Below are 25,935 nucleotides of genomic sequence, written 5' to 3'. Positions count from 1 at the left end.
GGCGCTGCCCCTCATTGCCCTGCCGGGCATTTCTCCCCGTATAGAGACGGGGAGAAAGACGCCGTCACCAATGATTTCGCCAAACACCAGCGTTGCAGGAAGGGGCCGGCGGACGATCAGCCCCTTCTCCCCGTCACTATACGGGGAGAAGGTGCCGGCAGGCGGATGAGGGGCGGCGCCTACCGACGATATCTATTGCAGATCGCGTCACGAGCTTGCTGCCAGGACAAAAAAGGCGGGCTTTTGGGCCCGCCTTCTTGTGTGCTCTCGCTCCGGCCGGCTTAGTGCAGGCGGCCGCTGGCGTGGGCCAGCATGGTGTAGACCTTGCCGGTGTCCGACGTCAGATAGGTCTGCGCCATGATGTTGTCGCGGTCGTTGCGTGACACGTCCTTGAGCAGTTTCTCGAAATCGTCGCAGTAGCGGTCGACGGCGGCGCGGAACTCGGCTTCGGCCTGATACTTGCGGCGGATCTCGTCGAATGTCTGCTGGCCCTTCAGCGTGTAAAGCCGACGGGTGAAGACGTCGCGCTCGCCGCGGCGATAGCGGTTCCACAACTCGATCGAGGCGTCATGGTCGATGGCGCGCGCGATGTCGACGGACAGCGAGTTGAGCGACTCCATGACATGCAGCGGCGAGCGCTGGGCAGGCGCCGCGCGCGGCGCTTCCGCCGGCGCCGCCGGCTTCAGCTCTTCCTCACGCGAGGCATTGGTCAGGAGATCACGCACCCAGCCGCCCTGCGCCGTGCGACCGTTGGGATCGCGGCGCGGCGCCTCCGCGGGACGCTCGAGATCGAGCGTGCCGCGCAGCGTCGTCTCGGCGAGCGGTGCCTGTGGGGCTGGGCGCTCAGCTTGAGGCTGCGGCGCCGGCGGACGGCGCAGCGGCTGTTCGGCGGGGCGGGCAGGCGCCTGCGGCGCGGGGCGCAGGCCGCGCGGCTCGCCCGTCTCGCTGCTGCCGCTGCGGCCGGATTTCGCAACGATATCCGACAGTTCCTTGAGTGCGTTGATCTGCTCGGAGACGGCGCGGCGGATTGCCGAGGTCGATTCCTTGGCTTCCTCCGGCATCTCGATGACGCCCTTCTTGAGCTCGGCGCGGGTCAGGTCGAGCTCGCTCTTGATCGAGCCCGCGGTGCGCCGCATCTCCTCGGTCGCGTCGGCGAAGCGCCGCGTCGCCGAATCGACGACCTCGGCGATGGCCGTGCGGATCTTTTCCGCCGATTCCATCGTGCGGCCTTCGGCGTTCTGCATCGTCTGGCCGACGAGGCTCTCGAACGAGCGCATGACCTTCTCGAGGTCTTCCGATTTCTTGACCAGCCCGACGGCGAGGTCTTCCAGCGAAGACTGCCGCTCCAGCGTGTGCTCGAGATTGCTCTGCGCGGAGCTCAGCAGGTCCGAGGCGCTTGACAGCAGGCGGCTGTGCTCGTCGAACTTGGTCGCGATCGAGGCGACCTCGCGCAAGGTCGCCGAGGACAGATCGGTGAGCCGCGTCGTGTTCGAATCGACGAGACGTGCCGAGCTGGCGAAGGTTTGGGCGGCCTTTTCCGTGGTCGTGGCGAAGCTCTGCGTGCTGCCGGTGAGGCGTTCCTCGACCTGGCCGAGATTGACGGCCGCCTGGTCGATCAGCTGACCGAGCTGCGCGCTGGAGGTGGACATGCGGCCGATGAGGTCGGCAACGCTGTCGGCCAGCGTCGAGCGCGCGCCTTCGACCGCCGAAAGCGTCTCGGCGGTTCGGTTGGCAAGCGCGTTGACGAGGTTCGCGTTTTCGCTGCGCAGCTTCTCGGTCGCCCGTTCGGTGACTTCCTCCATACTCCGTTGCAGCTCGGAGCCGCCCTGGGCGAAGCGCTCGACCAGGGGCCGCGCCGTCTCGTCGAGGATCCTCGACATTTCGGCGGAGCGCGCCGCAAGCATGGTGTTGAGCTCACGGGTGTTGGCGCCGATGGTCTTTGCCGCCTCGTTGGTGCTCTGGCCGATATGCTGGCCGACCGCCGTGAAGGTCTCGGCGATGACATTTGCGCGCGAGATGAGCTGGGCCTCGGCGCCGGTGACCTGCTCGTTGAGCTTCTGGCCCATCGTTTCGGCGCCGTAGGCGAGGCGGTTCTCGACGCTCGCAACCTGCTCCTCGACACGGGCCGCCGCGGCGGCGGCGCTCGACGCCAGCCGCTCGTCGGCACCGGCAAGCGCCTGCTCGATCTCGCGGGCGTGGACGGCGAGCTCCTGGCCGGTCTGCCGGGCACGATCGGCGACGCGCTGCTCGGTGGCGGCGAATGCACCGACAATCGCGTCAGTATGTTCGCCGATGGTCGAGCTGCTGCTGGCGATGCGCGACACCAGGCGGTTGTCCGCGTCGTCGAAGATGCGGGCAATTTCGGACGCCCGCGACGACAACGCTTCCGAGCCCTCGGCAATGCGCGAGATCAGATGCTGGTCGGCGGCATCGAAGATGCGGCCGAGATCCGATGCGCGGGCAGCCAGCGCTTCAGCCGATTCGGAGATACGCATGCTGAGACGCTCGTCGGCGCCTTCGAAGTTGCGCAGGATGTCGCCGGCGCGCGCCGCCAGCGACTGCGCCGTTTCGACCGCGCGGGCCACCAGCTTCTGGTCCGCGGCGTCGAAAGTGCCTGCGATCTCGCCGGCGCGGGCGGCCAGCTTGTCTGCGGTTTCCTCGGCCCGGGCCATGAGCGAATTGGACGCATCGTCGGCGCGGGCCATCAGCATGCTGGACGTATCCTGAGCGCGCTCGTGCAGGCGGCGGTCGGCCGCCTCGAAAGCATTGGCGATGTCCTCGGCCCTGGCAAGCAGCGCAGCCGAAGTCTGCTCGGCGCGTTCGGCGATCTTGCGATCGGCGTCGCTGAAGGCAGCACCCGCCTGCTCATGCAGGGTGCTGGTGATTTCCATGACTTTGTCGCGCAGGGCGCCGGCAACGAAGACGGCGGTCTTTTCGAGAACGCCGCGGACATTGTCGACACCGGTCGACAGCGCACGTTCCATGGTGCCGGCGCGCTCCTCGATGACGCCGGTCTGGCGGCTGAAGGCCTGCTCGATCTTCTCGACATCGGCAGCGATCGCCGCCGAGATGTCGCTGCTTTTGGCCGCGATCTGGTCGATGTGGCCGGACACGGAGCGGTCGACGTCCTTGCGCGCTTCGGCGAGCTTGGCGAGATCGTCCTCAAGCGCCCGGGCCAGCATGTCGCGGCCCTCCGACAGTTTGCCGACATGGCCGGCAATGACGGCGTCGATCTCGGAGCGGCTTTCGGCCAGCTTCTGCAGGTCGGCTTCGAGCGCACGCTTGAGGATATCGCGACCCTCGGCAAGCTTCTCGACCTGGCCGGAGACCAAGCCGTCGATCGAGGTGCGGCTCTCGGCAAGCTTGGCCAGATCCGCTTCCAGGGCGCGCTTGAGGATATCGCGGCCTTCTGCGAGCTTCTCGACCTGGCCGGCGACCAGCCCGTCGATCGAGGCGCGGCTCTCGGCGAGCTTGGCGAGGTCGTCCTCCAGGGCCTTGGAAAGCGTCGTACGGTCCTGCGAGAGCTTGTCGGCGTGGGTCTGCATGAGGCCGCTGGCATTGGCCATGTCGGCATCGAGGGCGCGCGACAGCTCGGCGCGATGGTCGCTGATCTTCTGCGAATGGTCGACGATGGCGCCCTGGATGGTATTGAGGTCCGCCTCCAAGGCGCGCTTGAGGATATCGCGGCCTTCGGCGAGCTTCTCGACCTGGCCGGCGACGAGGCCGTCGATGCTGGAGCGGCTCTCCGCCAACTTGGCGAGATCGTCCTCGAGCGACTTCGACAGCACCGAACGATCCTGGACGAGTCTGTTCTGGTGATCGGAGATCGCGCCGCCGACCGTCTGCAGGTCGGCCTCCAGGGCCTTCGACAACTGGGCGCGTTCCTCCTGCACCCTGTCGGAATGCCCCGCGATGGCACCCCTGATGGTATTGACGTCCGCTTCCAAGGCGCGCTTCAGGATATCGCGCCCTTCGGCAAGTTTCTCGACCTGGCCGGCGACCAGACCGTCGATCGAGGCGCGGCTTTCGGCGAGCTTGGCGAGATCGGCCTCCAGCGTCTGCGACAACAGGCTGCGATCGTCCGCGAGTTTGCCGGCATGACTGTCGATCAGGCCACGGATACCGCCGAGGTCGCTCTCCAGCGCGCGGCTGAGTTCGCCCCGGTCTTCGGCGAGCTTGGCGGAATGGGCCTCGATCAAGTTCCGGATGCCGACGATATCGGTCTCGAGCGCTTTGGCGAGCACCGCGCGACCTTCGGCGATCTTCTCGACCTGGCCGGCGACGAGGCCGTCGATCGAGGCGCGGCTGTCTGACAGCTTACCGAGATCGGCTTCCAGCGCGCGCGCCAGAATGTTGCGTCCCTCGGCCAGTTTGCCGACATGGCCAGCAACCATTTCATCAATCAATGTACGAGCTTGCACGAGTTTGCCGGAGTCTTCATTCAACGCCTGGGAGAGGCGGTTGCGACCCTCTTCGAGCTGTTCGAGGTGGCTGCCCAACGAAGCATCGATGGCGGCGCGCGACTCGTTGACCTTGCGCAGGTCCTCTTCCAAGGCGCGCGAGATCAGACCGCGGCCTTCCGCCAGCTTCTGCACCTGATTGGTTACGGCTGCATCGATCTCGGCACGACCCTCGGCGAATCTCGCAAGGTCCTCCTGCATCGCGGCGGCCATGCGGTCGCGGCTCTCGGAAAGCTTTTGGCTGTGGTTTTCGACGGCTTCCTCGATGCCGACGCGGGCATCGGCAAGCCGCTGGATGTCGGCGTCGAAGGACCGCGACACGACGTGGCGTGCGGCCTCCATACGACCGGCGAAATCGGTAGCACGGGCTTCGAGCATGGACGAGGTCGACGAGATGATGTCGGCCATATCCGCGCCGATCTGGGTCTTGCCCTGGTCGATCATCGACGACAGCTGGTCCTTGCTCTCGGCGAAGGTGTGGGCGATCTCGCGGGCGCGCTCGACCAAGGTTTCGTTGATCTGGCGGGCGCGGGCCTCGAGCGCGGCGTTGAGCTTCTGCGTGCCGGTGTCGAGCGCCTCGGCGCGCGTCTGGAACTCGCTGATCAGCGCCTGGCCGCGCTCGGCCAGCGTCCGCTCGATGCCGGTGAGACTCGCTTCGAACTCGGAGCTCAGCGTGCGCGCGGCGCCGCCGAGCAGCGAGACCATGCCGGTGGTGCGGTCGTCGAGCAGATCGGTCAGCGAGCGGGTGAGGCCGTCGGTGGTATCGGTCAGCTTGGCGATGCGGGTGTCGAGCAGGCTGGCGAAGGCCTCGCCCGAGGTCGACAGGCGGTCGGTGATCGTATCGAGCCGGGTTTCCACCGAATCGAAGATCGACATCGAGCTTTCATTGATGCGATCGATCAGCGTGTCGCCGGAATTGTTGATCGTCATCGACAGTTTGGTCGAGGCGTTGAGGATCGAGTCGCGAATGATGTCGCTGGCCGAGCCGATCTCGTCGCGCAGCGTCTCATGCGCGCCGTGTATCGAGGCGCGGACGCGCTCTGCGTGGCTCACGACGGCTTCGCGTTCGCTACCGAGCCCGTCGACCAGCGAGCGGATGCGGGCCTCGTTCTCGGAATAGGAGCGCTCGATCTGGCTGACTTCGCTGTGGACGAGGGTTTCGAGCTCGACGGCGCGCGCCAAAGTGCGCTCGATACCTTCGCCCATGGCCGCCACCTCGCGGCGAACGGCCTGGCCGATCATCATGACGCGGTCCTGGGCAAGGTTTTCCGGCTCGGCAAGGCGGAAGGCCACTTCGGTCATCGATTGCGCGGCGATGCGCATTTCCTGGGCACGCCGGATCATCGCGGCGAAGGCCCAGAACAGAATGACCGGGATAATCGCGGCGACCGCCAGCCCGATCAGCTCGGGGCGGGCGAAGAACTGGTCGAAGGTGCGGATCTTCCAGATGCCTGGGCCGAACAGAAGGTTGGCGAGGCCGCCGGCGCCCGCGATCCAGGCGAGCGAAATGAACGCTATCACCCAGTAGACGGTGCTCGACGCACGCCGGTTGAGGCCGTGCAGAAGCGTCCGGTAATCCTTTTGGCGATCGTCATTGGCCGGCGTGAAAGCGGCAGGAGCCGGCGTGAAACCGTTCGGCTGCGAGGCGCGCGATTCGACCGGGCGCAACTCCGCCGGCTTCGGCTGAGGTGCCGCCTTCGCCGCCTGAGGCTCATTTGCAGGCTCTGATCTCTGGCTGCGGCCTTCGCGCGCCAATTCGTCCGCGGCCGCCGATATCTGGGCCTCGAGATCCTCCATCGACGCCGCCATGTCGAGCCCGCCTTCGTCGCCGTTGAGGTCAAGGTCAAGCGCCTTTTCCAGCTCCGCGGCTACGTCGCTCTCGAGGGATTTGGTCGTCGTCGGTTTCTTAGCCATGCCTTCGCTACCCTGTACTAGCTGCCGCGGGACTTATGATTTTGGCCTGATTCTGGCTTGTCTGGTCCCAGACAGGAGGCTGAAAATGGACGTTCGTATCGTAATGACACACTGGGGTAAAGAAAACATGCATTCCGGGCGATACGTAAAACTTTAAATATAAGGTTAACGGAAGCGTGATTCAGGCTGCCTCCGTGACAACATTTTTCCCGGCCAATCGTTAACCCGATGGCGACGCGGATCGCCTATTTTTGTGGGCGCCAGCCGCCTTTTTAGGGAGTTGCAGTGCGTATGCGTGGCGAGAGTGGAATCGCGTTTTCCATGCCCGGCGGCGACGTGTCGGGAACGGCAGGGTCGCGACCTGTGGATATGGCTCATCTTGCGCGGCAGACGATGGATGACCGCGCGCTCGAACAGGAAGTGCTGGCGCTGTTCGTGCAGCAGGCGCTTTCGGTGCGCGACAAGATCCTCGACGCCGATGCCAAGGAACGGGTGCTGCTTGCACACAGCCTGAAAGGCTCGGCGCGCGGTATCGGCGCCTTTGCCGTCGCCGAATGCGCCGCGACCATCGAAAAGCAGCCCGAGGACGCCCGCACCGTTAAGAAACTTGGCGTATTGATCGAGGAAGTGCGGGACTTCATCGCCGCCATCAGCCGCTAGCGCCGGCAAAGCGCGCCTTCTGAAAAAACGTCATGCGGTGGCGTTTTCGCGCCGCAGTTGACTTGTCCGGTGGAGTGATTATCTCGGCTGCGACTCCTCAGGTGACAAATGACCAAGCTGACTTACATCGCCAATGACGGCACTCAATTCGACGTGGAGGCCGAGAACGGCTCGACCGTCATGGAAAACGCGATCCGCAACGCGGTGCCCGGCATCGAGGCGGAATGCGGCGGCGCCTGCGCCTGCGCGACCTGCCATGTCTATGTCGACGAGGCTTGGACGGCCGAAGTCGGCGAGCCGGAAGCGATGGAGGAGGACATGCTGGACTTCGCCTACGACGTCCGGCCGAACTCGCGCCTGTCCTGCCAGATCAAGGTGCGAGACGCGCTCGACGGTCTTGTCGTCCGCGTGCCCGAGCGCCAGGGCTGAACCAACTCTCGATTTTCCAATTTTGCCCGTGGCTGCTTGGCAGCGGGCTATAGGTCATGCACTGTCCCCACCATTTCACTACAGCACCGCGCGCCCTCTTGGACGCGCAAAGGATACTGTAGCACTTTGATTGGCGCATGATCCTTTCCGAAAATCGATTCCGATTTTCGGGGTCATGCGCGATGGGGCGGAGCTGATGACGGACATGATCAAGACGGACGTACTCATTGTCGGGGCAGGGCCAATCGGCCTGTTCGCCGTATTCGAGCTCGGCCTCTTCGATATGAAATGCCATCTCATCGACATCCTCGACCGTCCGGGCGGGCAGTGCGCCGAACTCTACCCGGAAAAGCCGATCTACGACATTCCCGGCTGGCCGATGATCACGGCGCAAGGCCTGGTCGACAAGCTGATGGAGCAGATCCATCCGTTCAAGCCGGAGTTCACCTTCAACCGTATGGTCTCCAGCCTCGAGAAGCTCGAGGACGGCAGTTTTCGCGTCACCACGGACGAGAACGAGGTGTTCGAGGCCAAGGTGGTGGTGATCGCCGCAGGCGGCGGCTCGTTCCAGCCGAAGCGCCCGCCCATCCCGGGCATCGAGGGCTATGAAGGCAAGAGCGTCTTCTATTCGGTCCGTCGCATGGAGGATTTCCGCGGCCACGACCTCGTCATCGTCGGCGGCGGCGATTCGGCGCTCGACTGGACGCTCAACCTGCAGCCGATCGCGAAAAGCGTGACGCTCGTCCACCGGCGCCCGGAATTCCGGGCAGCGCCCGACAGCGTCAACAAGATGTATGCCATGCAGGAGATCAAAGAGCTGGAATTCCTGGTCGGCCAGGTGAGCGGCCTTGCCGGCACCGACGGCGAGCTGTCGTCCGCGACGATCAAGGGCGGCCCGGACGGCGACATCGAGGTGCCTTGCACCCGCATGCTGCCATTCTTCGGTCTCACCATGAAACTCGGGCCGATCGCCGAATGGGGGCTGAACCTGCACGAGAACCTTATCCCGGTCGACACCGAGAAATTCCAGACATCGGTTCCCGGCATTTTCGCCGTCGGCGACATCAACTCCTACCCCGGCAAGCTCAAGCTCATCCTGTCAGGCTTCCACGAGGTCGCCCTGATGGCGCAGGCCGCAAAACGCATCGTCAGCCCCGGGGAACGCATCGTCTTCCAGTACACGACCTCGTCGACAAGCCTGCAGAAGAAGCTAGGCGTCCACGAATAGCGCGTTGCGGGAAATCAAGCGCGCTACTCCGAGAGCACCGGCGCGGCGTGCTCGGCCTGGCCGCGCAACGGCTTTTCCGGCATCAGCGCCAGCGCAATCAGCGCCAGGACAAGCGTGATGCCGGCGGTGACGAAGATCATCACGAAAGGTGTCACCGAGGTGACCTCGATGCGGGTTAGCGAGCCCTCCGCTGCGAGCGGCAAGCCGTAGCCGAGCGCGACGGCGCCGAGCATGGCAACGCCAAGTGCGCCGCCCAGCGAACGCAGGAAGGTCAGCACCCCGGTCGCGACGCCGAGATGCGCGCGGTCGACCGCGTTCTGGACCGAGACGGTGCTGACCGGGAAAGTCGTTCCGGTGCCGAGGCCGATCAAGGTCGTCAGCACCTCGACTTCGAGCAGCGAAGCGTGGCCCGCAATGGCACTGAGCGCGCCGATGCAAAGGATCGCGAAGGCGATGCCGAACATGGCGATGCGCTTGTAGTGGACGAAGCGCGGGATGGTGCGGCCGCTGAACGTGGCGCCGGCGACGGTGCCGAGCAGCAGTCCAAGCATGGCCGTGCCGGACTCGCTGACCGAGAGCCCGACGACCGCCTGCAGATAAACCGGCAGATAGACCGAGATGCCGATGCTTGCCGCCTGCAGCAGGAACATCGACAGCGTGCCGGCGAGCACGATCGGATTGCTCAGCACTTCGAGCGAGACCAACGGTTCGGCGGCGCGGAGCAATCTGACCGCGAACAGCGCCCAGAACACGGCCGAACAGGCCACCAGTCCAAGGATTTCCGCAGAGAGCCAGGGATAGCTGCTGCCGCCCCAGTTGAGCGCCAGGAGCAGCAGCGCCGTGGCGATCACCAGCAGCGCTGCGCCAAGCCCATCGATGCGGTGGTGTTTCGCCGCAATCGGCAGCTTCTTCAGCGGGTTGTTGATGATCGCCATCGCCAGGAAGCCGAGCGGCAGGTTGATCCAGAAGATCAGCGACCAGTGCAGGTGTTCGGCGAAGGTACCGCCGAGCAGCGGCCCGGCGACGCTGGCGACCGCCCATGTGCCGGCAATCCAGGCGGCGTAGCGGGCCCGCTCGCGGGGCGGTACGAGGTCGCCAATGACAGTCTGCGTCAGGGCGAACAGGCCGCCGCCGCCAGCGCCCTGGATGGCGCGACCGATGACCAGCACCAGCATGTTGGGGGCGAGAGCGCTGACCAGCGATCCCAGGAGAAAAATGAGCACAGCGGCATAGATGACCGGCCGGCGGCCATAGACATCGGAAATCTTGCCGTAGAGCGGCGCCATCGCTGTCGCCGTCAAAAGATAGCCGGTGACGATCCAGGGCAGATATTCTGCATGGCCGAGCGCGCGGCCGATCGTCGGCAGGGCGGGCGCGACGATGGTCTGGTCAAGCGCCGCCAAAAGCATCGACAAAAGCACGCCGCCGATGATGGCGTTCTTCTCGCTCTCGCTCATCGGCGGCGCGGCTGTCGTTGCCGTGCGATTGTCGACGGTCTGGTCCATGCGTTATTCTTTCAAAGGCTGGCGCGCGGTCCGCAAGAAGCGATCCGTCGAGGATGTCTTCCGCCTGTCGTCCGTGTCTCTGTTTCCAAAGCCCGCCTCGGGCGAACCCGATATATGTCGTTCGATATAGGCCGTTTTCGACCGCCGCTCGCAAGTTTTTCGGATCTGGCACTATGTTTCGCCGGCATTGGCTTTCGCCGGCACACCGATCCAGCGGTCAAGCCGGCGGCAGGCGGCCGCTTTGGATGCGCTGCATCCGGTAGCGCAGGAGCCGGATGATCCGGCTTTCGAAATTAACGCCTTCGACACGGTCGAACTGGACCTGGGCGCGATCGTGCCTGGCGAGGATGGTAGCCGAAATCTCGGCGGCCTTCGCCTTCGCGGCTTCGCAGGTCTTTTGCGGATAAGTCGCTTTCAGCGCGTCCTCGAGTTCACGGGCATGGTTCTTGGCGATCTCGACATGGCGCTCCTCGTGGCGCTTGATGTCGGCCGAAAGCGTGTCCCAGAACAGCCTGACGTCCGGATCGGCCTTGCGCGGCCGCCGCCATTCCGGAAGGATCACCTTGACCTTCACGGTCACCTGCGCGTTCGCGATCCGGCAGGAATTGGCCGTCTGCGCGTAGCTGACGCGCGTGGTGAAAGCCATCTGCGTGGCGCCAGGATGCCTGGACCCGGTGCTCTTCACCTCGGGACCGTTTTTCGTCAGCTGCTTTTCGATGTCGTCCAGCGTGCGGCCGCCGACGCTGAAATAGCTGTAGGTCTTCACCAGGCTAGCCGCGCCGGCCGGCATGGCGGCGAGCGAAAAGATCAGGGCGCAGAGCAGGGAACGGTTCATCATGTTGCCTCTTCAGCCACCTTGCTTTACGGCCGTTGCCGGCGCAACGGAATTGATTTCGCGCGGATCACGCATGGTTGATGGACAATGACGACAAGGCGATGGCAGCTCGCGCATGGACGCCATCTCGACCTCGGCCCGAAAGCGGTCGTGGTCGGCATCCTCAACGTCACGCCGGATAGTTTTTCCGACGGCGGGCTGTTCATCGCGCCGGAGAAGGCGATCGCCCAGGCGCGTCGCATGGCGGAAGAGGGGGCGGCCATCATCGATGTCGGCGGGGAATCGACGCGGCCGGGTTTTGCCCCGATCACCGCCGAGGAAGAGCAGGGGCGGGTGCTGCCGATCATCGAGGCGCTCGCGGGATCGGGCGAGGCGCTGATTTCGGTCGATACCTATCGCGAGGACACCGCGCGGCGCGCCGTCGCCGCCGGCGCGCATATCGTCAACGATGTCTGGGGCCTGCAGCGCGAGCCCGGCATAGCGCGTGTCGCGGTCGAGACCGGCGCCGGCCTCATCATCATGCATACCGGACGCGAACGGCAGAAGCTGCCGGACGTGATCGAGGACCAATTCCTGTTCCTGCGCAAATCGCTGGAGATTGCGCGCGCCAGCGGCGTTGCCGACAGCCAGATCGTGCTCGATGCCGGCTTCGGCTTCGCCAAGGAAACGACTGAGGAAAATCTCGATCTGATGGCACGGTTCTCCGAGCTTCAGGCGCTCGGCTTTCCGCTGATGGCGGGGACGTCGCGAAAGCGTTTCATCGGCGGCGTCACCGGGCGCGAACCTGCCGGGCGAGCGGCCGGCACCGCGGCCACCAGCGTCATCCTGCGGCTCAAAGGGGCCGATCTTTTTCGCGTCCACGATGTCGCAATCAACGTGGATGCGCTGGCGGTGGCCGATGCTATGCTGGCGCGAGAAAACGACATTTCTCCCGGACGCTGACCATGTATGTCATCCGCATGAAGAACTGCGCCTTCTTTGCCCGGCACGGCGTGCTGGACGAGGAGGAGACGCTCGGCCAGCGTTTCTATGTCGACGCTGAACTGACGGTCGAGCCCAGCCGCCCGCTGGAGGAAGACTCCATCGAGGACACCGTCAATTACGGCATCGCCTTCGCGGTGATCGAGAAGATCGTCACCGGACACCGCCGCTTCCTGATCGAAGCGCTGGCGCTGGAAGTGGCGAAGGCGCTTGCCGCGCGTTTTCCGCAGATCAGGAAGGCCGAGATCACGGTGCGCAAGCCGAACGCCCCGGTGCCGGGCGTGCTCGATCATGTCGAGGTGACCGTTGTCTGGCCCCAATAGCGCCGTCTATCTCAGTCTCGGCGGCAATCTCGGCGACCCGGCGAAGTCCATGGCCGCGGCGCTGCGCATGCTGGACGGCGACGACAAGACGCGCGTCACCGCCGTCTCCTCGCTCTACCGCACCCCGCCCTGGGGCAAGCTCGACCAGCCGGATTTTCTCAACGCCGCCGCCGCCGTCGAAACGGCGCTGTCGCCGCGCGCCTTGCTCGACCTCTGCCTGGATGTCGAAAGGCGCCTGAAGCGGGTGCGCGAGGAGCGCTGGGGGCCGCGCCTGATCGACATCGATATCCTGGTGTTCGGCGACCGGGTGATCCACGAGACTGGGCTCGAAGTGCCGCACCCCCGCATGCTCGAACGGGCCTTCGTGCTGGCGCCGCTGGCCGAGATCGCGCCCGACCTCGTTGTAGGCGGCAGAAGCGTGTCGGAACGGCTCGGCGCCGTCGACATTTCGGGGATAGAGCGCCTGCCGTCCGGCCGGGAGTGGTGGCTGGCTTAGATTAGCCGGCAGTCGGGTCGGCTGGTGGAAGACGGACCTTGGCCGTGGCAATCATCCATTCAACCACTTCCAGGGGCACTTCAGGCTGAGACAGGGTAACCGTCATCTTCCCATCGACATCTGAGAAGAAGATCTCGCCCACTATCCGCTGATGGTGGTCAGCGAGTTCCAGGTACATGCCATCGCGTTGGACATCGCTTCCAATCGTGGCCTCATAGGTTCGCCCTGCTAACTCAATCATGTGGCAAGTATCCGTGAGCGTGCCTGTTCAGCCGGAGAAGCCGCCGCCATCGAGAAATGCCTTTTCGTCCGCTGTCGTCTCGCGGCCGAGCATTCTGTTTCGATGCGGAAAACGGCCGAAGCGCTGGATGATCTCCAGGTGCTCCTTGGCGTATTTGAGATAGTCGGGCGCGTTGGCGGCGGTGAGTTCCACCGACCTCTGCTGATCGGCGAGCGATTCCGAATGCTCGAAGGGCAGGTAGAGGAAGACGCGCACGATCTCGTCGAGCGCTAGGTCGTGGCTGGCGGCGATCGCCCTGTCGGCGAAATGCCTGGCCAGCGGATCGGTCGCGTACATATGTCCGGTGCCGCGGAAGCAGTTACGCGGAAACTGGTCGAGCAGGATCATCAACGCCAGCGATCCTTCGGCATGCGCGTTCCAGTCGTCGCATTCGCGCCTGGCGGCGGCATGGTGCAACTCGAGGAACTGGTTGCGGAAACCCGCGTCGAACGCGTCGTTCTTCTCGAACCAGGCGTCCTCGCCGGCGTCGCGCCAGAATTTGGTGACGGAAAGCGCCCGCGCGTCGAGCTCTGCCATGTGTTCCCTCTCAGCTCTTCGTCTCTGCCTTGTTCAGAACGCCGGCCGTCTCTTCGTTGAGCGCCCGGCCGGCGCGACGCGGCTGCGTGAGCGGCGTCGGGATGGGCGTGCCGATATTGCCTTTCAGGAAGCGCTGGCCGGCCCGCACGCCCTCGGCCAATTGCGTTTCGAAACGGGCCTCGTCGCGGCGGCGGACATCCTCGATGACCTCCGCGACCTCTTCCGGGTCGACGCCCAACGATTCCAGCGCCGAGCCACCGAAGACCAGCGCCGATTCGAAGGTCTCGCGCAGTTGATAATCGACGCCGGCACGGACAAGCTGCAGCGCGGTGCCGCGGTCGAAGGCGCGTGCCAGAACGGTGACCAGCGGGAATTCGGCCTTGATCAACTGGGCGATACGCACCGCTGCGTCCGGCTTGTCGACACAGATCAGCACGGCGCGCGCCCGGCCGGCGCCGGCCGCATGCAGGATATCCAGCCGTGTGCCGTCCCCATAGTAGACCTTGAAGCCGAAATCGGCCGCCGCCTGGATCATCTCGACCTCGTTGTCGATGATCGAGACGTCGAGGCCGCGCAAAAGCAATGGCTGGCTGGCGATCTGGCCGAAGCGGCCGAAGCCGATGATCAACACGCTGCCGCTGAGACCGTCGGCGATGTCGACGCCTTCGAGCGATTGCTCGTCGCGCGGCGTGAGGTAGCGCAGCGCCGCGATCGCTAACGGCGTCAGCACCATGGAGATGATGATGATGGCGGTCAGCGTCGCATTGGCCTGCCCGTCGATGATGCCGACAGCGGCCGCCGAGGAATAGAGCACGAAGGCGAATTCGCCGCCCTGCGCCATGAAGACGGCGCGCTCCAGCGCTTCGCGGTGGCCGCTCTTGAGCATGCGCGCGACGATATAGATGCCGAGCGCCTTCATGATCATGTAGGCGACGACATAGATGGCGACGAGGCGCCAGTTCTGGGCAACGACGCCGAGGTCGAGCGACATGCCGACGGCCAGGAAGAAGAGGCCGAGCAGGATGCCGCGGAACGGTTCGATATCGGCTTCGAGCTGATGGCGGAAGGTCGATTCGGACAGAAGCACGCCGGCGAGGAAAGCGCCCATCGCCATCGACAGGCCGGAAAGCTGCATGGCCAAAGCCGACCCAAGCACCACCAGCAGCGCCGCTGCGGTCATCACCTCGCGGGCGCGGGCTTCCGCCAGGATGCGGAACAGCGGGTTGAGCAGATAGCGTCCCGCCACCACTAGCCCGACGATCGCGGCGATGCCGATGCCGACCTCGGTCAGCCGCTCGGACAGGCTGGTGTCGGCGCCGCCGGGCGCTAGGAATGCAACCAGCGCCAGAAGCGGCACGATCATCAGGTCTTCGAGCAGAAGGATGGAGACGATGCGCTGGCCTTTTGGCGTGGCGATCTCGCCGCGCTCCTCGAGCAGCTGCATGACGATCGCCGTCGAGGTCAGCACGAAGCCGGCGCCGGCGACGAAGGACTGCGCGATCGGAAAGCCGCCGGCCAGCCCGACGCCGGTCAGAAGCAGGGAGCAAAGACCGACCTGCAGCGCGCCGAGGCCAAAAATCTCGCGACGCAGGCCCCAGAGCCGCGACGGCTGCATTTCAAGGCCGATGATGAACAGGAACATGACGACGCCGAGTTCGGCGACGTGGAGGATGGCTTCCGATTCGGAAAAGACGCGCAGCCCGAACGGCCCGATGACCACGCCGGCGGCGAGATAGCCGAGGATGGAGCCCAGCCCCATGCGCTTGAAGATCGGCACGGCGACCACGCCGGCGGCAAGCAGCGCCACCACCTGTACGAGATCGCTGCTCGATGCTTCAGCCGCCATGCCTGTCGTCCCGTTGTCTCGAAGCACTCCTTGCATGCAGCGGGAGCGCGAGGCAAGGGCAGGGAGCCTGGCGGGAAGGGCAGGGTGCCGTTGAAGCGGCCTCCGCTTGCGTGCCGGACGCTTGGCATCTATAACAACCAAATGCCTGACTATTCGTCCCGCCCGCCTCCACATATCCCGATGGATGCGCTCAGCGAAGTCCTGCAAGACTTTCGCCTGAGTGGCGTCAACTATGGCCGCTGCGAGCTCCGACATCCATGGAGCATCGCCTTTCCGCAACAGCCACTGCTTCGCTTTCACTTTGTCGGCCAGGGTCCGTGCTGGATTTATACCGAAGCGGAGGGCTGGCAGGAGTTGCGCGACGGCGATCTGGCGCTGCTGCCGCAAGGCATCGCCCATCGGCTGGCCAGTGCGCCGGACGTTGTCGGCGATTCGCTCGAGGGTTGCCAGGTGAACAAGTTGGGGAGCAATGTCTGCGAAGTGGTGCGGGAAGGGACGGGCCCGACAAGCACCCTTTTCTGCGGCTCCATGGCCTTGGGCGTCTGTGCGCTCAATCCACTGATCGCGTTGATGCCGCCGATCATCAAAGGGTGCGACGTGGCTGGCAACGATCCGGTCGTCGGCCCTTTGCTGGCGGCTATGACGGCGGAGGCCGCGCAACCGCAGATGGGCAGCGCCACCATCTTGTCGCGCATGGCGGACTTGCTGACAGCCCGGCTCATCCGCTGCTGGGTCAATTGCACTGGAGCCTCGACCACCGGTTGGCTCGCCGCTATCCGCGACCCCCATATCGGCCGCGCGCTGGCAGCCATGCACCGAGATCCCGGCTATAACTGGACCTTGGAAAGCCTTGCTGGCCTGGCAGGCCAATCGCGGTCGATTTTCGCCGAGCGCTTCAGCGCTGTATTAGGTGAGGGTGCTGCACGCTATCTCGCCCGTCTGCGTATGCAGCTTGCCCGCGAGTTGTTGGGGCAAAACGGCTTGTCGGTTGCCGAGGTCGCTACCCGTTTGGGCTATGATAGCGAAGCATCCTTCGCGCGCGCGTTCAAGCGCATCACCAACGTCTCGCCAGGCGTTGTGCGCCGCACAATTCCCGGACGAATGGACATGAATTTCGGATTTTAAGATACATACCATCCGAAAGGACTCGTCTATTGAAGACCTCCAGACCTTGGAGATCTTTCAGTGACAGACACAACATTACAGCTTGAAGACGCAGCGATTGACGTCGATGCCGCCGCGCCAACCGCGTGGAACGCAGCCACGTGGTTCGCGGTCATTTCATTGGCGGCCACCAGCTTTGCCCTAGTGTCAGCCGAATTCCTGCCGGCAGGTCTGCTGACGCCAATGGCGCGCGATCTCGGCATCAGCGAAGGAACGGCCGGACAGGTCGTCACCGCCACCGCTTCGGTCGGCGCTGTGACGGCCATGTTGAGCAATGTTCTCATCGGCCGACTGAACCGCAAGACGGTGCTGGTTGTCCTCAGCGCCTTGGCGGTCGGTTCCAACCTCCTTGCAGCGCTAGCGTCCAATTTCTGGCTGTTGCTGTTGGGCCGGGCCGGGCTCGGAATCGCTCTCAGCGCATTCTGGGCACTCTCGGTTGCCGTTGTGGCCAGGCTGGTTGGCGCCAATGCGACAGGTCGGGGCATGGCTATCGTCACCCTCGGCGTCTCGCTCGCCACCATTGCCGCACCATCTGCGGGTGCGTTGATCAGCGACTGGCTGGGATGGCGCAGCGCCATGGCCTTGACAGCGGTGCTGGCCGTGATTGCCATGCTGCTGCAGTGGCTTAGCCTGCCAACCCTGCCTGCCACAGCCAGCAATAGCCTCGCGGATGTATTTCGGCTGACACGGCGGCGTGGCATTCAACTCGGCATGCTGGCCATCCTTTTGCTGATGACAGGGCATTTTGCCGGGTCCGTCTATGTACGCCCCTTCCTCGAACATGTGACACTCCTTGCAACCGGGCCAATTGCCCTGGCGCTGCTCGGATTTGGCGTCGCCGCTGTGGTCGGCAATATTGCCGGCGGCCGCATGGCCGATGCCAATATCCGCATGGCTCTCGTGGGCAACGCCGCGTTGATGGCGTTTGCGGCGCTGGCATTGGTGCTTTGGGGCGTGCACATCGCCGTTGCCTTCGGATTCGTCACGCTTTGGGGCCTGGCATTCGGCATGGCGCCGGTGGTGCTGCCGACCAATCTGTCCCGCGCGGCACCTGATGCGCTGGAGGCAGCGGGTAGCCTGATGGTCGTCTCTTTCCAGGTTGCCATCACCATCGGCGCGGTTGTCGGCGGCTATGTCGTGGACACCTATGGTGCCTCGGGGCCTTTGACCCTTACCGTCGTCCTTGCCGCATCGACACTCATGCTGGCGCTGCTACAGCCTCGTAGGTGAACTTTGCTACAGCTGACCTAAAGCGCGTCGCGTCTGAACGACCTCACGCGACGCGCTTTAGGTTGTCTTTATGCATGTCGTTGTCCCAAAACCGCTGCGCACTTTTGGGCGACATGCATTGGGCGGCCTGAATCCGGAACGCCGCGATATTGCAGCCTGGTTACACAAGTTTACGCGGCCCGGTCGTTGCGTGCCGCCACAATCAGAGGTTATGGCACGGTCGGCTTTGGCCATTGGGCTTCGGCCATTGGGAGGCAGCGGCGATGGGCCGCTGCCTTTTTGAGGAGATGACTGACATGAAGAAGTTTTTGCTCGTTGCCGTTGGTGTTGCGGCGCTGGCCGTTTCGGCCTGTTCGAAGGGACCGGAATGCACGCAAGAGATTGCTACCAAGAAGGCGCAGGACATGGCCGCCGCGCTTCAGGAAGCGATCACCAAGGATCCGAGCAAGGCGGCCGATCTGACGGCCAAGGTGCAGGCCGTGACGACGAAATACCAGAACGCCACGACGCTCGACGAAGCCTGCAAGGCCTATGACGAAGTGACCGCCGCCATCAAGGGTTGAGCTAAGTCAAAAACCAAAGAAGGCGGTAGCCACCGGCTGCCGCCTTCTGTCTGCCTGGCTGAGCGCGCTTGCTCAGTTTTTCGCGATGGAGCCGACCTCGACAGAGTCGACCCGTTTCAGGCTCATGCCGATGACCGGCACCAGTTGCTTGTCGACACGCACGGCGACCGTGACGGTCATCGAATTATCGTCGGGGATACGGGCCTGCATGACGCCGTTCAACTGATTGCGGTTGATGGTGAAAACCACCTTCTGCGGGTCGACGACATTGCCACCGATGATGTCGAGCCCATTGCCGGCCGAGCCGCCCATGAAGTTGCCTTTGTAGCCCTCGCGGCCCTTGCGTTCCACGGTCGCGGACATCTTCTGCGTGAAGACGCCGACCCGGCAGTCGCCGTCGAGGCTCATGCCGACCTTGCCGTCAGGGGTGGAGCCGTTGAAATTGCAGGTGAATTTCGTGCCCTTGTATTTGCCGGCGATGATTTCGCCAGGGCCGACCCATTTGCCTTCCACCGAACGGAAGAACTGCTTGTCCGGTTCTGCCGCAAGGGCCTTTTCGACGAGGCCGAGCGGTGCGGCGAGTGCAACTGTCACGGGCAGGACGCAGGACAAGATCACGCTTTTCATGGACGACACCCGGCACGACAGACTGTTCTTAGGACAGAAACGACCATGAACAAGATTGGTTAATGCTTCGTCACCGGCGGCGGTTTCGGCATTTACCTTACTGCTCCATTTGACCATCTTTTCGCGTCGCGAACGAGGTCAGCGCCGAGAGGAAATCGCCAAGGCCAGGGCGCCTTGCCGCGATGAATGGCAGCGGGCGCGCCGTTTCCATCGCCGCGATGCCGATGCGCGCCGTCATCATGCCGTTGACCACACCCTCGCCAAGCTTTGCCGAGAGCTTCGCGGCCAACCCGTGGCCGACGATCTGCTGCACGAAACTGTCGCCGACGGCGATCGAGCCGGTCACCGCCAGATGAGCTAGCACGCCGCGCGCCAGCCGGAAGAAGCCTAGCGTGCCGGGGCGGCCGCCATAGAGTTCCGACAGGCGCCGGATCAGTCTGCCGGCCTCGAACACGACATAGGCGACGTCGACAAGCGCGCGCGGGCTGACCGCCGTCACCAGCGAGACGCGCTTTGCGGCCTCCAGGATCATCGTCTTGGCGCGGGCGTCGAGCGGCGACAGAATCTCGGTTTCGGCAAGCCGCACCAGATTGCCGCCGTCGATGATTTCGCCGCGCAGTTCGGCGAGCGAGCGGCGGCCGGCCGCCGTCTCGGGTTTTGCCGCGACAAAGGCGGAAAGCTCGTCGACCAGGGCGCGGGCGGCCTTGGGGTCGTCGCGCGCCACCGCATCCAAGGCACGTCGCTGCAGCTTCTCGACTTCGGCGAGGCGAGCGATGGCCAGGAATTCGCGGATAAGGATGACCAGCAGCGACAAAAGCGCGACCGCCGCCATGCCGGCCGCCAGCCATCCCAGCCATTCGGCGCGCGCGAAGAGATCGCGGATGAGCTGGTCCGTCCACAGGCCGACCGCTAGCGAGACAAGCACGCCGAAGGCGCCGAAGAACAGGCGGGCGAGCAGCGAGCGTTTCCTTGGAGCGGTCGCTGGCGGCGGCGCGGCCTCTCCGATATCCGGCTCGTCGAAGACGTCGACCTCGGAAGGAATGACGACCGCGACATCGGACCTGGCGGCTTGCGGCTTGCGTGCGGGCCGTTCGTCGGTGCGATGCTTCGGCGGTGGCTCCTGCCTTGGCGCCGGCTCCGGCTCGATGCGGAACGCCGCCGGTTTGCGGGGCGGGGTCATGCCAGGTAATCTCCGATCAGGAACTGCAGCGCGCGGTCGAGCCGGATATGCGGCAGCGAGAGCGTGACGCCTTCGGCCGTGCGCTCGAGCTTCGGCGGACGGAAGCGCACGAAACGGATCGCCGGCTCATTGCCTTCGGCCTGCGGCCCGGAAGGGTCGAAGACCGAATCGGCCTTTTCCGGCAAGTCTCCGGGGAATATGGCGGTTTCGGTTTTGCCGTCGAATGTCTCGCCGTTGATCTTCTCGCCTTTCAAGGGGGTGCCGATGATCACCGGCAATGTCTCGCGGCCCTGCTTGACCGTGCCTTCGCGGGTCGAGCGCACGGCCGCCATGGCGACGACGTCGACATCGGCACCGCTGAAGTTCGCTCGCGCGACGGCGCGGTCCGCCAGGCGGCGCACGATCGCCTGCAGCCGGTCATGGCTTTCGTGGTGCAACTGGTCGGCCTTGGTTGCCGCCACCAGGATGCGGTCGATGCGCCTCGAAAACAGCTCGGTGACGAAATTGCCGCGTCCAGGCCGGAAGCAGGAGAGGATTTCGGTGACGGCCCGTTCGAGGTCGGCCATGGCAGCCGGGCCGGCGTTGAGCGCCTGCATGGCGTCGATCAGCACGATCTGGCGGTCGAGGCGGGTGATATGCTCGCGAAAGAACGGTTTTACGACATGCGTCTTATAGGCCTCGTAGCGCCGCTCCATCATCGCCTGCAGCGATCCAGGACGCCGCCGGCCGGACAATTTCATCAGCGGTGCGAAGGTCAGCGCCGGCGAGCCCTCCAGATCGCCAGGCATCAGGAAACGGCCGGGCGGCAGTGTCGAAAGCGCGCGCTCGTCGAGCTTGCAGGCCTTGAGGTAGGCGGCGAAGCTTTCGGCGAGACGGCGCGCCGTCATCTCGTCGGCGTCGGCGTCCGGATCGATCGAGGAGGCCAATTCGCGCCAGGCTTGCGATAGGCCTGACCGCACGGGCAGCGTCGCCAGCTCGGCCGCCTCGCGCGAAAAATCGGTGAAGGACTTGCCGAGCAGCGGCAGGTCGAGCAGCCATTCGCCGGGATAGTCGACGATGTCGACCGACAGCTTTCCCGCCGAGAACAGCCGGTTCCAGCCGGAGGCCGATTCGTATTCGATGGTGAGCCGCAGTTCGGAAATGGCGCGCGTCGAATCCGGCCAGACGCGGTCGTCGACCAGGGCGGCTATATGGTCCTCGTACTGGAAACGGGGAACGGCGTCGTCCGGCTGCTCCTCGAGGAAGGCGCGGGCGATGCGGCCCGACTTTTGCGCCTGGAACAGCGGCAGCCGGCCGCCATGGATCAAATTGTGCACGAGAGCGGAAATGAACACCGTCTTGCCGGCGCGGGAAAGACCGGTGACGCCGAGACGCAGCGATGGGGAGAAGAGCCCTGCGGCGCGGCCCGACAACGTATCGAGCGCAATTCTCGCCTCGTCGGTGAAAGTGGTCAGCGATGATGCCAAATCTGCCTCTGGGTCGCACGTCAGGGTCCGATATAGGCCTTGGGCATGGCGTTTGAAATGGTGTCAGAGATCGGCGGGGGTCAGAAAGGCCTCGAGATAGCCATTGCCCTGGCCTGCTTCATCGAGATCACCGGGAAAGCGCACCACGGCGAGGCCGGAGGTCGGAAAACCGTGGTTCAGCATGCCGCGCGCGGTCTCGTCGCCGTCGCCCGACACCGCCATGGCGAGATCCTCCGTCATCGGGTTGTGGCCGATCACCAGCAACGAGCCGGCCCCGCCATTCTTGCGGATGATGTCGAGGTAGCCGGCGGCATCCTCGCTGTAGAGCGTGTCGAAAAACAGCACCCGGCCGGTGTCGGTGCGGCCCGCAAGACCCTCGAGCGTCTGCCGCGCCCGCTTGGCATTGGAGCAAAGCGTGACATCAGGCACATAGTTGCGGGCCCGCATGGCATCGCCCATCGCCTCGGCGTCGGCCATGCCCGATTCGTCGAGCGGACGATCGAAGTCACGAACGCCGGGCAGCGCCCATCCGGCCTTGGCATGCCTCAACAGATAAAGTCTGCTCAACCCGATCCCTCACTGGCGCCAAGCAACGAAAATTCGCCCAAGGCGTTATGGGATTAGCCACGAGAAGCGTCCCATGCACAATGGCCGGCATCGCTCAAGCATAGCGAATCGTACAGGAATTCGGCTGTGCCCTTACTGCGAAAGGGCCTGTCTGTGCTGGCCTCCCCCGCACTAACAATTGCGTGAAACTGTCGCCGATTGCGCTTGTGCAGCCTTCGGTCCGCGAATATATAGGCGCCAAATTTGGGGTTGTTGGGTGAGTCGAATGAACGATATCGTTACCGCCGATTACGTACCCTCCGAAGACGAGCCGTTCATGAACGAACGGCAGAAATCTTACTTCCGCATGAAGCTTATCACATGGAAGAACGACATTCTTCGCGAAGCGCGTGAAACCCTCGAAATCCTCCAGCAAGAAAACGCCAACCATCCCGATCTAGCCGACCGCGCCTCTTCCGAAACCGACCGTGCCATCGAATTGCGCGCCCGCGATCGCCAGCGCAAGCTCATCTCGAAAATCGATTCCGCGCTGCAGCGCATCGACGAAGGCACCTACGGCTATTGCGAGGAAACCGGCGAGCCGATCGCGCTGAAGCGGCTCGACGCCCGCCCCATCGCGACGCTGTCGATCGAGGCGCAGGAGCGCCACGAGCGCCGCGAAAAGGTCTACCGCGACGATTGAGGCGGTATGCAGACAGAGATTGAAAATGGCCGGGTTTCCCGGCCATTTTCTTTTTGGGCAGCGTTCGCAGGTTGTAAAATTGGCATTCGCCGGCCGGCACCTACTCGCCCAGAGCACCCATGGTCAGGTTGACGGTGGTTCCCGTCATCCCGCTTGCCCGGTCAGAGGCCATGAAGGCGGCCATGTTGGCCACCTCGTCGAGTGCCATGACGCGCCTGGGGTGCGTGGTGCCGGCGAGATAGGCTTGGAACTGGTCCCAGTTCATGCCCGAGGCCTCTGCCTTGAGCTCGAAGAGGTTCCGCATCGTGCTGGTCTCCGGAATGCCGTGCGGCCGCAGGCTGACGACGCGAATACCTTGCGGCGCAAGCTCGTAGGACAGGTCCCGGGTAAGCGCCTCCTTGGCGGCCTGCGCCGGTCCGTACCCACCGTTCAGTGGAGTCCCGATCCGCGCGGGCAGGGCGGTAACAGTCATAATCACCCCAGCCTTATTGGGGATCATGTGTCTGGCGGCTGCGCGTGCGGTCAGGAAGTAGGACGTCGTGTAGGCTACTATCGGCAACGAAAATTGACCGATTTCCATTTTAGCCAGTGGCACGCCCAACATCGCCGCATGTGCCACACCGACGGCGTTGAACGAGATGTCGATCCGACCTGCCTTCTCGACCACGGATTGGAGATGTCTCTCCACGGCCTGTTCATCGAGCGCATCGACAGCCTCCGCTTCGGCGACACCACCCGCCCAGACGATGTCTTTCGCGGCGGCCTCGACGGGTGCTCGGTTGTGTCCAGTCAGAAAAACTTTGGCGCCCTCGCTTGCAAATGCGCGTGCGACGGCACCGCCGATCGCGCCGCCGGCGCCATAGACCACCGCAATCTTGCCCTTTAACAACATGTCCTGTTCCTTTCGGTTTTGGTTCCTGGCCGCTCGAACGCATCAGCATTGGAGCCGTCCGCCGATAAAGACACCGCCGCGCCGCAAAACTGGGCGCCGCCCATTTCGAACCTCGGCCGGTGTCTAACGGGGATGACGCGACAGGAGACGCGGGAGAGCGCGATGACGAGTATGGCCGACCTGATCGAGATGGCCCGGGCGGGCGACGGCGATGCATTCCGGGACCTGATCGCGCCGCATAGGCGCGAGCTCCAGTTGCATTGCTACCGAATGCTCGGATCCTTCCAGGATGCCGAGGACGCTCTCCAGGACACGCTGCTCTCGGCCTGGCAGGGTTTTCACGGCTTCGAAGGGCGCGCATCGCTGCGCACATGGCTCTACCGGATTGCCACCAACCGCTGCCTCAACGCACGCCGCGCCGCCAGCCGGCGGCCCGCCAAGGCGTGGGACATTCCCGGCGTCGAACCGCCCGAACCAACCGGGCTCGGTGAGGTCGTCTGGCTGGAGCCGTTTCCCGACAGCCTGCTTGACGGCGCCTTCGACGCACCGCTCGGCCCCGATGCGCTCTACGAGCGCACGCAGTCCATTTCACTGGCCTTCATCACCGCCATGCAGGTGCTGCCGCCCCGCCAGCTTGCCGTCCTCATCCTGCGCGATGTTCTCGGATTCGATGCAAAGGAAGTCGCCGAGATGCTGGATTCGACGGTGGAATCGGCCAACAGTGCCCTCAAGCGGGCGCGCGCCGGGCTGCAGCGGCGGCCGCCGCCATCCGCCGGCCGCGAGCCGCCGCCTGTCGCCCATTCAGAACAAGAAAAGGCGATCGTGGCGAAGTTCGTCGGAGCCTATGAAGCCGCCGACCTCGACGCACTGGTGACGCTGCTGACGGACGATGTCTTCATCTCGATGCCGCCGATGCCGCTCGAATACCAGGGTCGGGATCTCGTGCTTCGTTTCTGCGCCGGCATCTTCAGCGCGGGGCGCAGGTTCGACCTGGTGCCGACCAGGGCCAACGGCCAACCGGCCTTCGGCGCCTATCTGCGCGGATCCGACGGCATCAGCCACGGGGTCGGTCTCGTCGTGCTGACCCTGTCCGGAAAAAGGATATGCGCCATGACCAGGTTCGAAAACAGCGTGCTGCCGTGGTTCGACCTGCCTAGAACGCTGCCGGGCCGATGAGCCGCCGGCCAACCAGGGTCGCGCGCTGCCGCGTCAGCGTTTGTGGCTGGCAAGCTCGCCGAGAAGTTTGGTCATCTCGTCATCGAGCGAAGGCCTCGCCGCCGGCTTGCTGCTTGCCGGCTTGGGGTGCGACTCGTCCAGCGATGCCTCGAGTTCATTCATCAGCGTATCGTCGATAGAGTCGTTGGAGGGCGGCGGCGGGACATGTCGGACGCTGCCGTTCGTTCCATAGGCAGGGAGCGGCATGACCTTCGCCGTCGGCTGGCTCGGCGCCATTGGTTTGGCCGCGGCTGCCGTCGAGCGCGGACGCGCCGGGGGCTCGGTGATCGGCGCCGGCGCAGGGGCTGGCGGCTGCCTAGGCGCTGGCGCGGGCTGCGGCGCGCGCGGGCGTGGCGCGGCGGCCTGTTGTTGGCCGCTGTCGCCGGTCAGCGCCGGGCGGCGGGGCGCGGCAAGCCTTATGTCGCGTTCGACCACGACATCGGTCGGGCCGCCGATCAGGATCAGGTGCTCGATATCGTCGCGCCGCACCAGCACCAGCCGGCGGTGGCTGTCGACAGCGGTGGCATCCATGACGGCGAGCCGCGTCTTGCGGTTCCTGCCGCCGGCCACGAAGGTGCCGAAGGTCAGGTTGCGGACCACCTTGATGACGAGGAGGACGACGACCAGCAGGATGAGGGCTGCAAACGTCCACAGGATTGCAGCGACATAACCCGGACCCGCCACGCTATCCAGCCACTGTAGCATCGGTGCACCCAATCGCCATTTGTGAGGCGCCATTCGTGAGGTGAGGCGACACTAGACCGTCGCGGCGTCTCGCCGCAAGTTCGCATCACGCATCGTGAACAGTTTGAAACATGAATCGTTGATTTTATCGGACATTTGCCGTCTGGGCCT

Annotated in this window: 23 protein-coding genes; 11 read left to right on the top strand and 12 right to left on the bottom strand. The window is 64.5% G+C overall.

The features are described from left to right. Nucleotides 1-281: 281 nt before the first annotated feature. Nucleotides 282-6,374, bottom strand: coding sequence for a kinesin (locus tag EJ071_RS26665; protein WP_126100525.1), 6,093 nt, complete (start codon nt 6,372-6,374; stop codon nt 282-284). A gap of 291 nt (nt 6,375-6,665) precedes the next feature. On the opposite strand from EJ071_RS26665, the gene EJ071_RS26660 reads away from it, so the two are divergent. The 3 genes from EJ071_RS26660 (at nt 6,666) to EJ071_RS26650 (ending at nt 8,691) form a co-directional block, all read left to right on the top strand. Then, the gene (locus tag EJ071_RS26660) at nt 6,666-7,034 is read left to right on the top strand and encodes an Hpt domain-containing protein (protein WP_126102725.1); all 369 of its coding nucleotides are present in this window, start codon (nt 6,666-6,668) and stop codon (nt 7,032-7,034) included. A gap of 108 nt (nt 7,035-7,142) precedes the next feature. After that, nucleotides 7,143-7,463 (top strand): 2Fe-2S iron-sulfur cluster-binding protein, encoded by a 321-nt coding sequence (locus EJ071_RS26655; protein ID WP_126100524.1) that lies wholly within the window; start codon nt 7,143-7,145, stop codon nt 7,461-7,463. Between the two features lie 196 nt (nt 7,464-7,659). Beyond that, on the top strand, nt 7,660-8,691 hold the full coding sequence (locus EJ071_RS26650; RefSeq protein ID WP_126100523.1) for an NAD(P)/FAD-dependent oxidoreductase: 1,032 nt from the start codon (nt 7,660-7,662) through the stop codon (nt 8,689-8,691). A gap of 23 nt (nt 8,692-8,714) precedes the next feature. Here the strand turns inward: EJ071_RS26650 and EJ071_RS26645 are convergent, their stop codons facing one another. Both EJ071_RS26645 and EJ071_RS26640 read right to left on the bottom strand, forming a co-directional pair. Continuing rightward, on the bottom strand, nt 8,715-10,196 hold the full coding sequence (locus EJ071_RS26645; RefSeq protein ID WP_126100522.1) for an MDR family MFS transporter: 1,482 nt from the start codon (nt 10,194-10,196) through the stop codon (nt 8,715-8,717). A 217-nt stretch (nt 10,197-10,413) separates the two neighbouring features. Then, nucleotides 10,414-11,034 (bottom strand): DUF922 domain-containing protein, encoded by a 621-nt coding sequence (locus EJ071_RS26640; RefSeq protein WP_126100521.1) that lies wholly within the window; start codon nt 11,032-11,034, stop codon nt 10,414-10,416. Between the two features lie 84 nt (nt 11,035-11,118). On the opposite strand from EJ071_RS26640, the gene folP reads away from it, so the two are divergent. The 3 genes from folP to folK are packed head-to-tail and all read left to right on the top strand — an operon-like array spanning nt 11,119 to nt 12,831. Further along, nucleotides 11,119-11,973 carry a dihydropteroate synthase gene (gene folP / locus EJ071_RS26635; RefSeq protein WP_126100520.1) on the top strand — a complete coding sequence of 285 codons (855 nt, stop codon included), beginning with the start codon at nt 11,119-11,121 and terminating at the stop codon, nt 11,971-11,973. A gap of 2 nt (nt 11,974-11,975) precedes the next feature. Continuing rightward, nucleotides 11,976-12,335, top strand: coding sequence for a dihydroneopterin aldolase (gene folB, locus EJ071_RS26630; RefSeq protein ID WP_126100519.1), 360 nt, complete (start codon nt 11,976-11,978; stop codon nt 12,333-12,335). Continuing rightward, a complete protein-coding gene (gene folK, locus EJ071_RS26625; RefSeq protein ID WP_126100518.1) occupies nt 12,319-12,831 on the top strand; it encodes a 2-amino-4-hydroxy-6-hydroxymethyldihydropteridine diphosphokinase in 513 nt (170 codons plus the stop codon). The genes folB and folK overlap by 17 nt, the downstream gene beginning before the upstream one ends. Before the next feature lies 1 nt (nt 12,832). Here the strand turns inward: folK and EJ071_RS26620 are convergent, their stop codons facing one another. The 3 genes from EJ071_RS26620 to EJ071_RS26610 are packed head-to-tail and all read right to left on the bottom strand — an operon-like array spanning nt 12,833 to nt 15,494. Then, nucleotides 12,833-13,072 carry a hypothetical protein gene (locus EJ071_RS26620; protein WP_126100517.1) on the bottom strand — a complete coding sequence of 80 codons (240 nt, stop codon included), beginning with the start codon at nt 13,070-13,072 and terminating at the stop codon, nt 12,833-12,835. Between the two features lie 27 nt (nt 13,073-13,099). Then, the gene (locus EJ071_RS26615) at nt 13,100-13,648 is read right to left on the bottom strand and encodes a DUF924 family protein (RefSeq protein WP_126100516.1); all 549 of its coding nucleotides are present in this window, start codon (nt 13,646-13,648) and stop codon (nt 13,100-13,102) included. A gap of 10 nt (nt 13,649-13,658) precedes the next feature. Further along, nucleotides 13,659-15,494 (bottom strand): monovalent cation:proton antiporter-2 (CPA2) family protein, encoded by a 1,836-nt coding sequence (locus EJ071_RS26610; RefSeq protein WP_126100515.1) that lies wholly within the window; start codon nt 15,492-15,494, stop codon nt 13,659-13,661. Between the two features lie 141 nt (nt 15,495-15,635). On the opposite strand from EJ071_RS26610, the gene EJ071_RS26605 reads away from it, so the two are divergent. From EJ071_RS26605 to EJ071_RS26595, 3 genes are all read left to right on the top strand, one after another. After that, nucleotides 15,636-16,619, top strand: coding sequence for an AraC family transcriptional regulator (locus tag EJ071_RS26605; RefSeq protein ID WP_126100514.1), 984 nt, complete (start codon nt 15,636-15,638; stop codon nt 16,617-16,619). Between the two features lie 60 nt (nt 16,620-16,679). After that, nucleotides 16,680-17,888 (top strand): MFS transporter, encoded by a 1,209-nt coding sequence (locus EJ071_RS26600; RefSeq protein WP_126100513.1) that lies wholly within the window; start codon nt 16,680-16,682, stop codon nt 17,886-17,888. Nucleotides 17,889-18,184: 296 nt separating this feature from the next. After that, the gene (locus EJ071_RS26595) at nt 18,185-18,451 is read left to right on the top strand and encodes a hypothetical protein (RefSeq protein ID WP_059185639.1); all 267 of its coding nucleotides are present in this window, start codon (nt 18,185-18,187) and stop codon (nt 18,449-18,451) included. Between the two features lie 72 nt (nt 18,452-18,523). On the opposite strand, the gene EJ071_RS26590 is transcribed toward EJ071_RS26595, so the two are convergent. From EJ071_RS26590 to EJ071_RS26575, 4 genes are all read right to left on the bottom strand, one after another. Then, nucleotides 18,524-19,078: a hypothetical protein gene (locus EJ071_RS26590; RefSeq protein WP_126102724.1), complete on the bottom strand. Its 555-nt coding sequence runs from the start codon at nt 19,076-19,078 to the stop codon at nt 18,524-18,526. Between the two features lie 97 nt (nt 19,079-19,175). After that, nucleotides 19,176-20,258: a YcjF family protein gene (locus tag EJ071_RS26585; protein ID WP_126100512.1), complete on the bottom strand. Its 1,083-nt coding sequence runs from the start codon at nt 20,256-20,258 to the stop codon at nt 19,176-19,178. Further along, a complete protein-coding gene (locus tag EJ071_RS26580; protein WP_126100511.1) occupies nt 20,255-21,724 on the bottom strand; it encodes a YcjX family protein in 1,470 nt (489 codons plus the stop codon). The genes EJ071_RS26585 and EJ071_RS26580 overlap by 4 nt, the downstream gene beginning before the upstream one ends. 63 nt (nt 21,725-21,787) lie before the next feature. Further along, on the bottom strand, nt 21,788-22,291 hold the full coding sequence (locus tag EJ071_RS26575; RefSeq protein WP_126100510.1) for a histidine phosphatase family protein: 504 nt from the start codon (nt 22,289-22,291) through the stop codon (nt 21,788-21,790). 265 nt (nt 22,292-22,556) lie between these two features. Here EJ071_RS26575 and dksA point away from each other — a divergent pair, with 265 nt between their 5' ends. After that, nucleotides 22,557-22,973 (top strand): RNA polymerase-binding protein DksA, encoded by a 417-nt coding sequence (gene dksA / locus EJ071_RS26570; protein WP_059185643.1) that lies wholly within the window; start codon nt 22,557-22,559, stop codon nt 22,971-22,973. 100 nt (nt 22,974-23,073) lie between these two features. On the opposite strand, the gene EJ071_RS26565 is transcribed toward dksA, so the two are convergent. After that, the gene (locus EJ071_RS26565; protein WP_126100509.1) at nt 23,074-23,865 is read right to left on the bottom strand and encodes an SDR family oxidoreductase; all 792 of its coding nucleotides are present in this window, start codon (nt 23,863-23,865) and stop codon (nt 23,074-23,076) included. A 162-nt stretch (nt 23,866-24,027) separates the two neighbouring features. On the opposite strand from EJ071_RS26565, the gene EJ071_RS26560 reads away from it, so the two are divergent. Further along, the gene (locus EJ071_RS26560; protein WP_126100508.1) at nt 24,028-25,041 is read left to right on the top strand and encodes a sigma-70 family RNA polymerase sigma factor; all 1,014 of its coding nucleotides are present in this window, start codon (nt 24,028-24,030) and stop codon (nt 25,039-25,041) included. Between the two features lie 33 nt (nt 25,042-25,074). Here EJ071_RS26560 and EJ071_RS26555 read toward each other — a convergent pair whose 3' ends face one another. Further along, nucleotides 25,075-25,785 (bottom strand): flagellar biosynthetic protein FliO, encoded by a 711-nt coding sequence (locus EJ071_RS26555; RefSeq protein WP_126100507.1) that lies wholly within the window; start codon nt 25,783-25,785, stop codon nt 25,075-25,077. Nucleotides 25,786-25,935 lie beyond the last annotated feature (150 nt).

Origin of the sequence: Mesorhizobium sp. M1B.F.Ca.ET.045.04.1.1 (assembly GCF_003952465.1) — a bacterium.
GTDB lineage: Bacteria > Pseudomonadota > Alphaproteobacteria > Rhizobiales > Rhizobiaceae > Mesorhizobium > Mesorhizobium shonense.
Note: the sequence above shows the minus strand (reverse complement) of the source record. Positions and strands in the feature narration are given on the sequence as shown.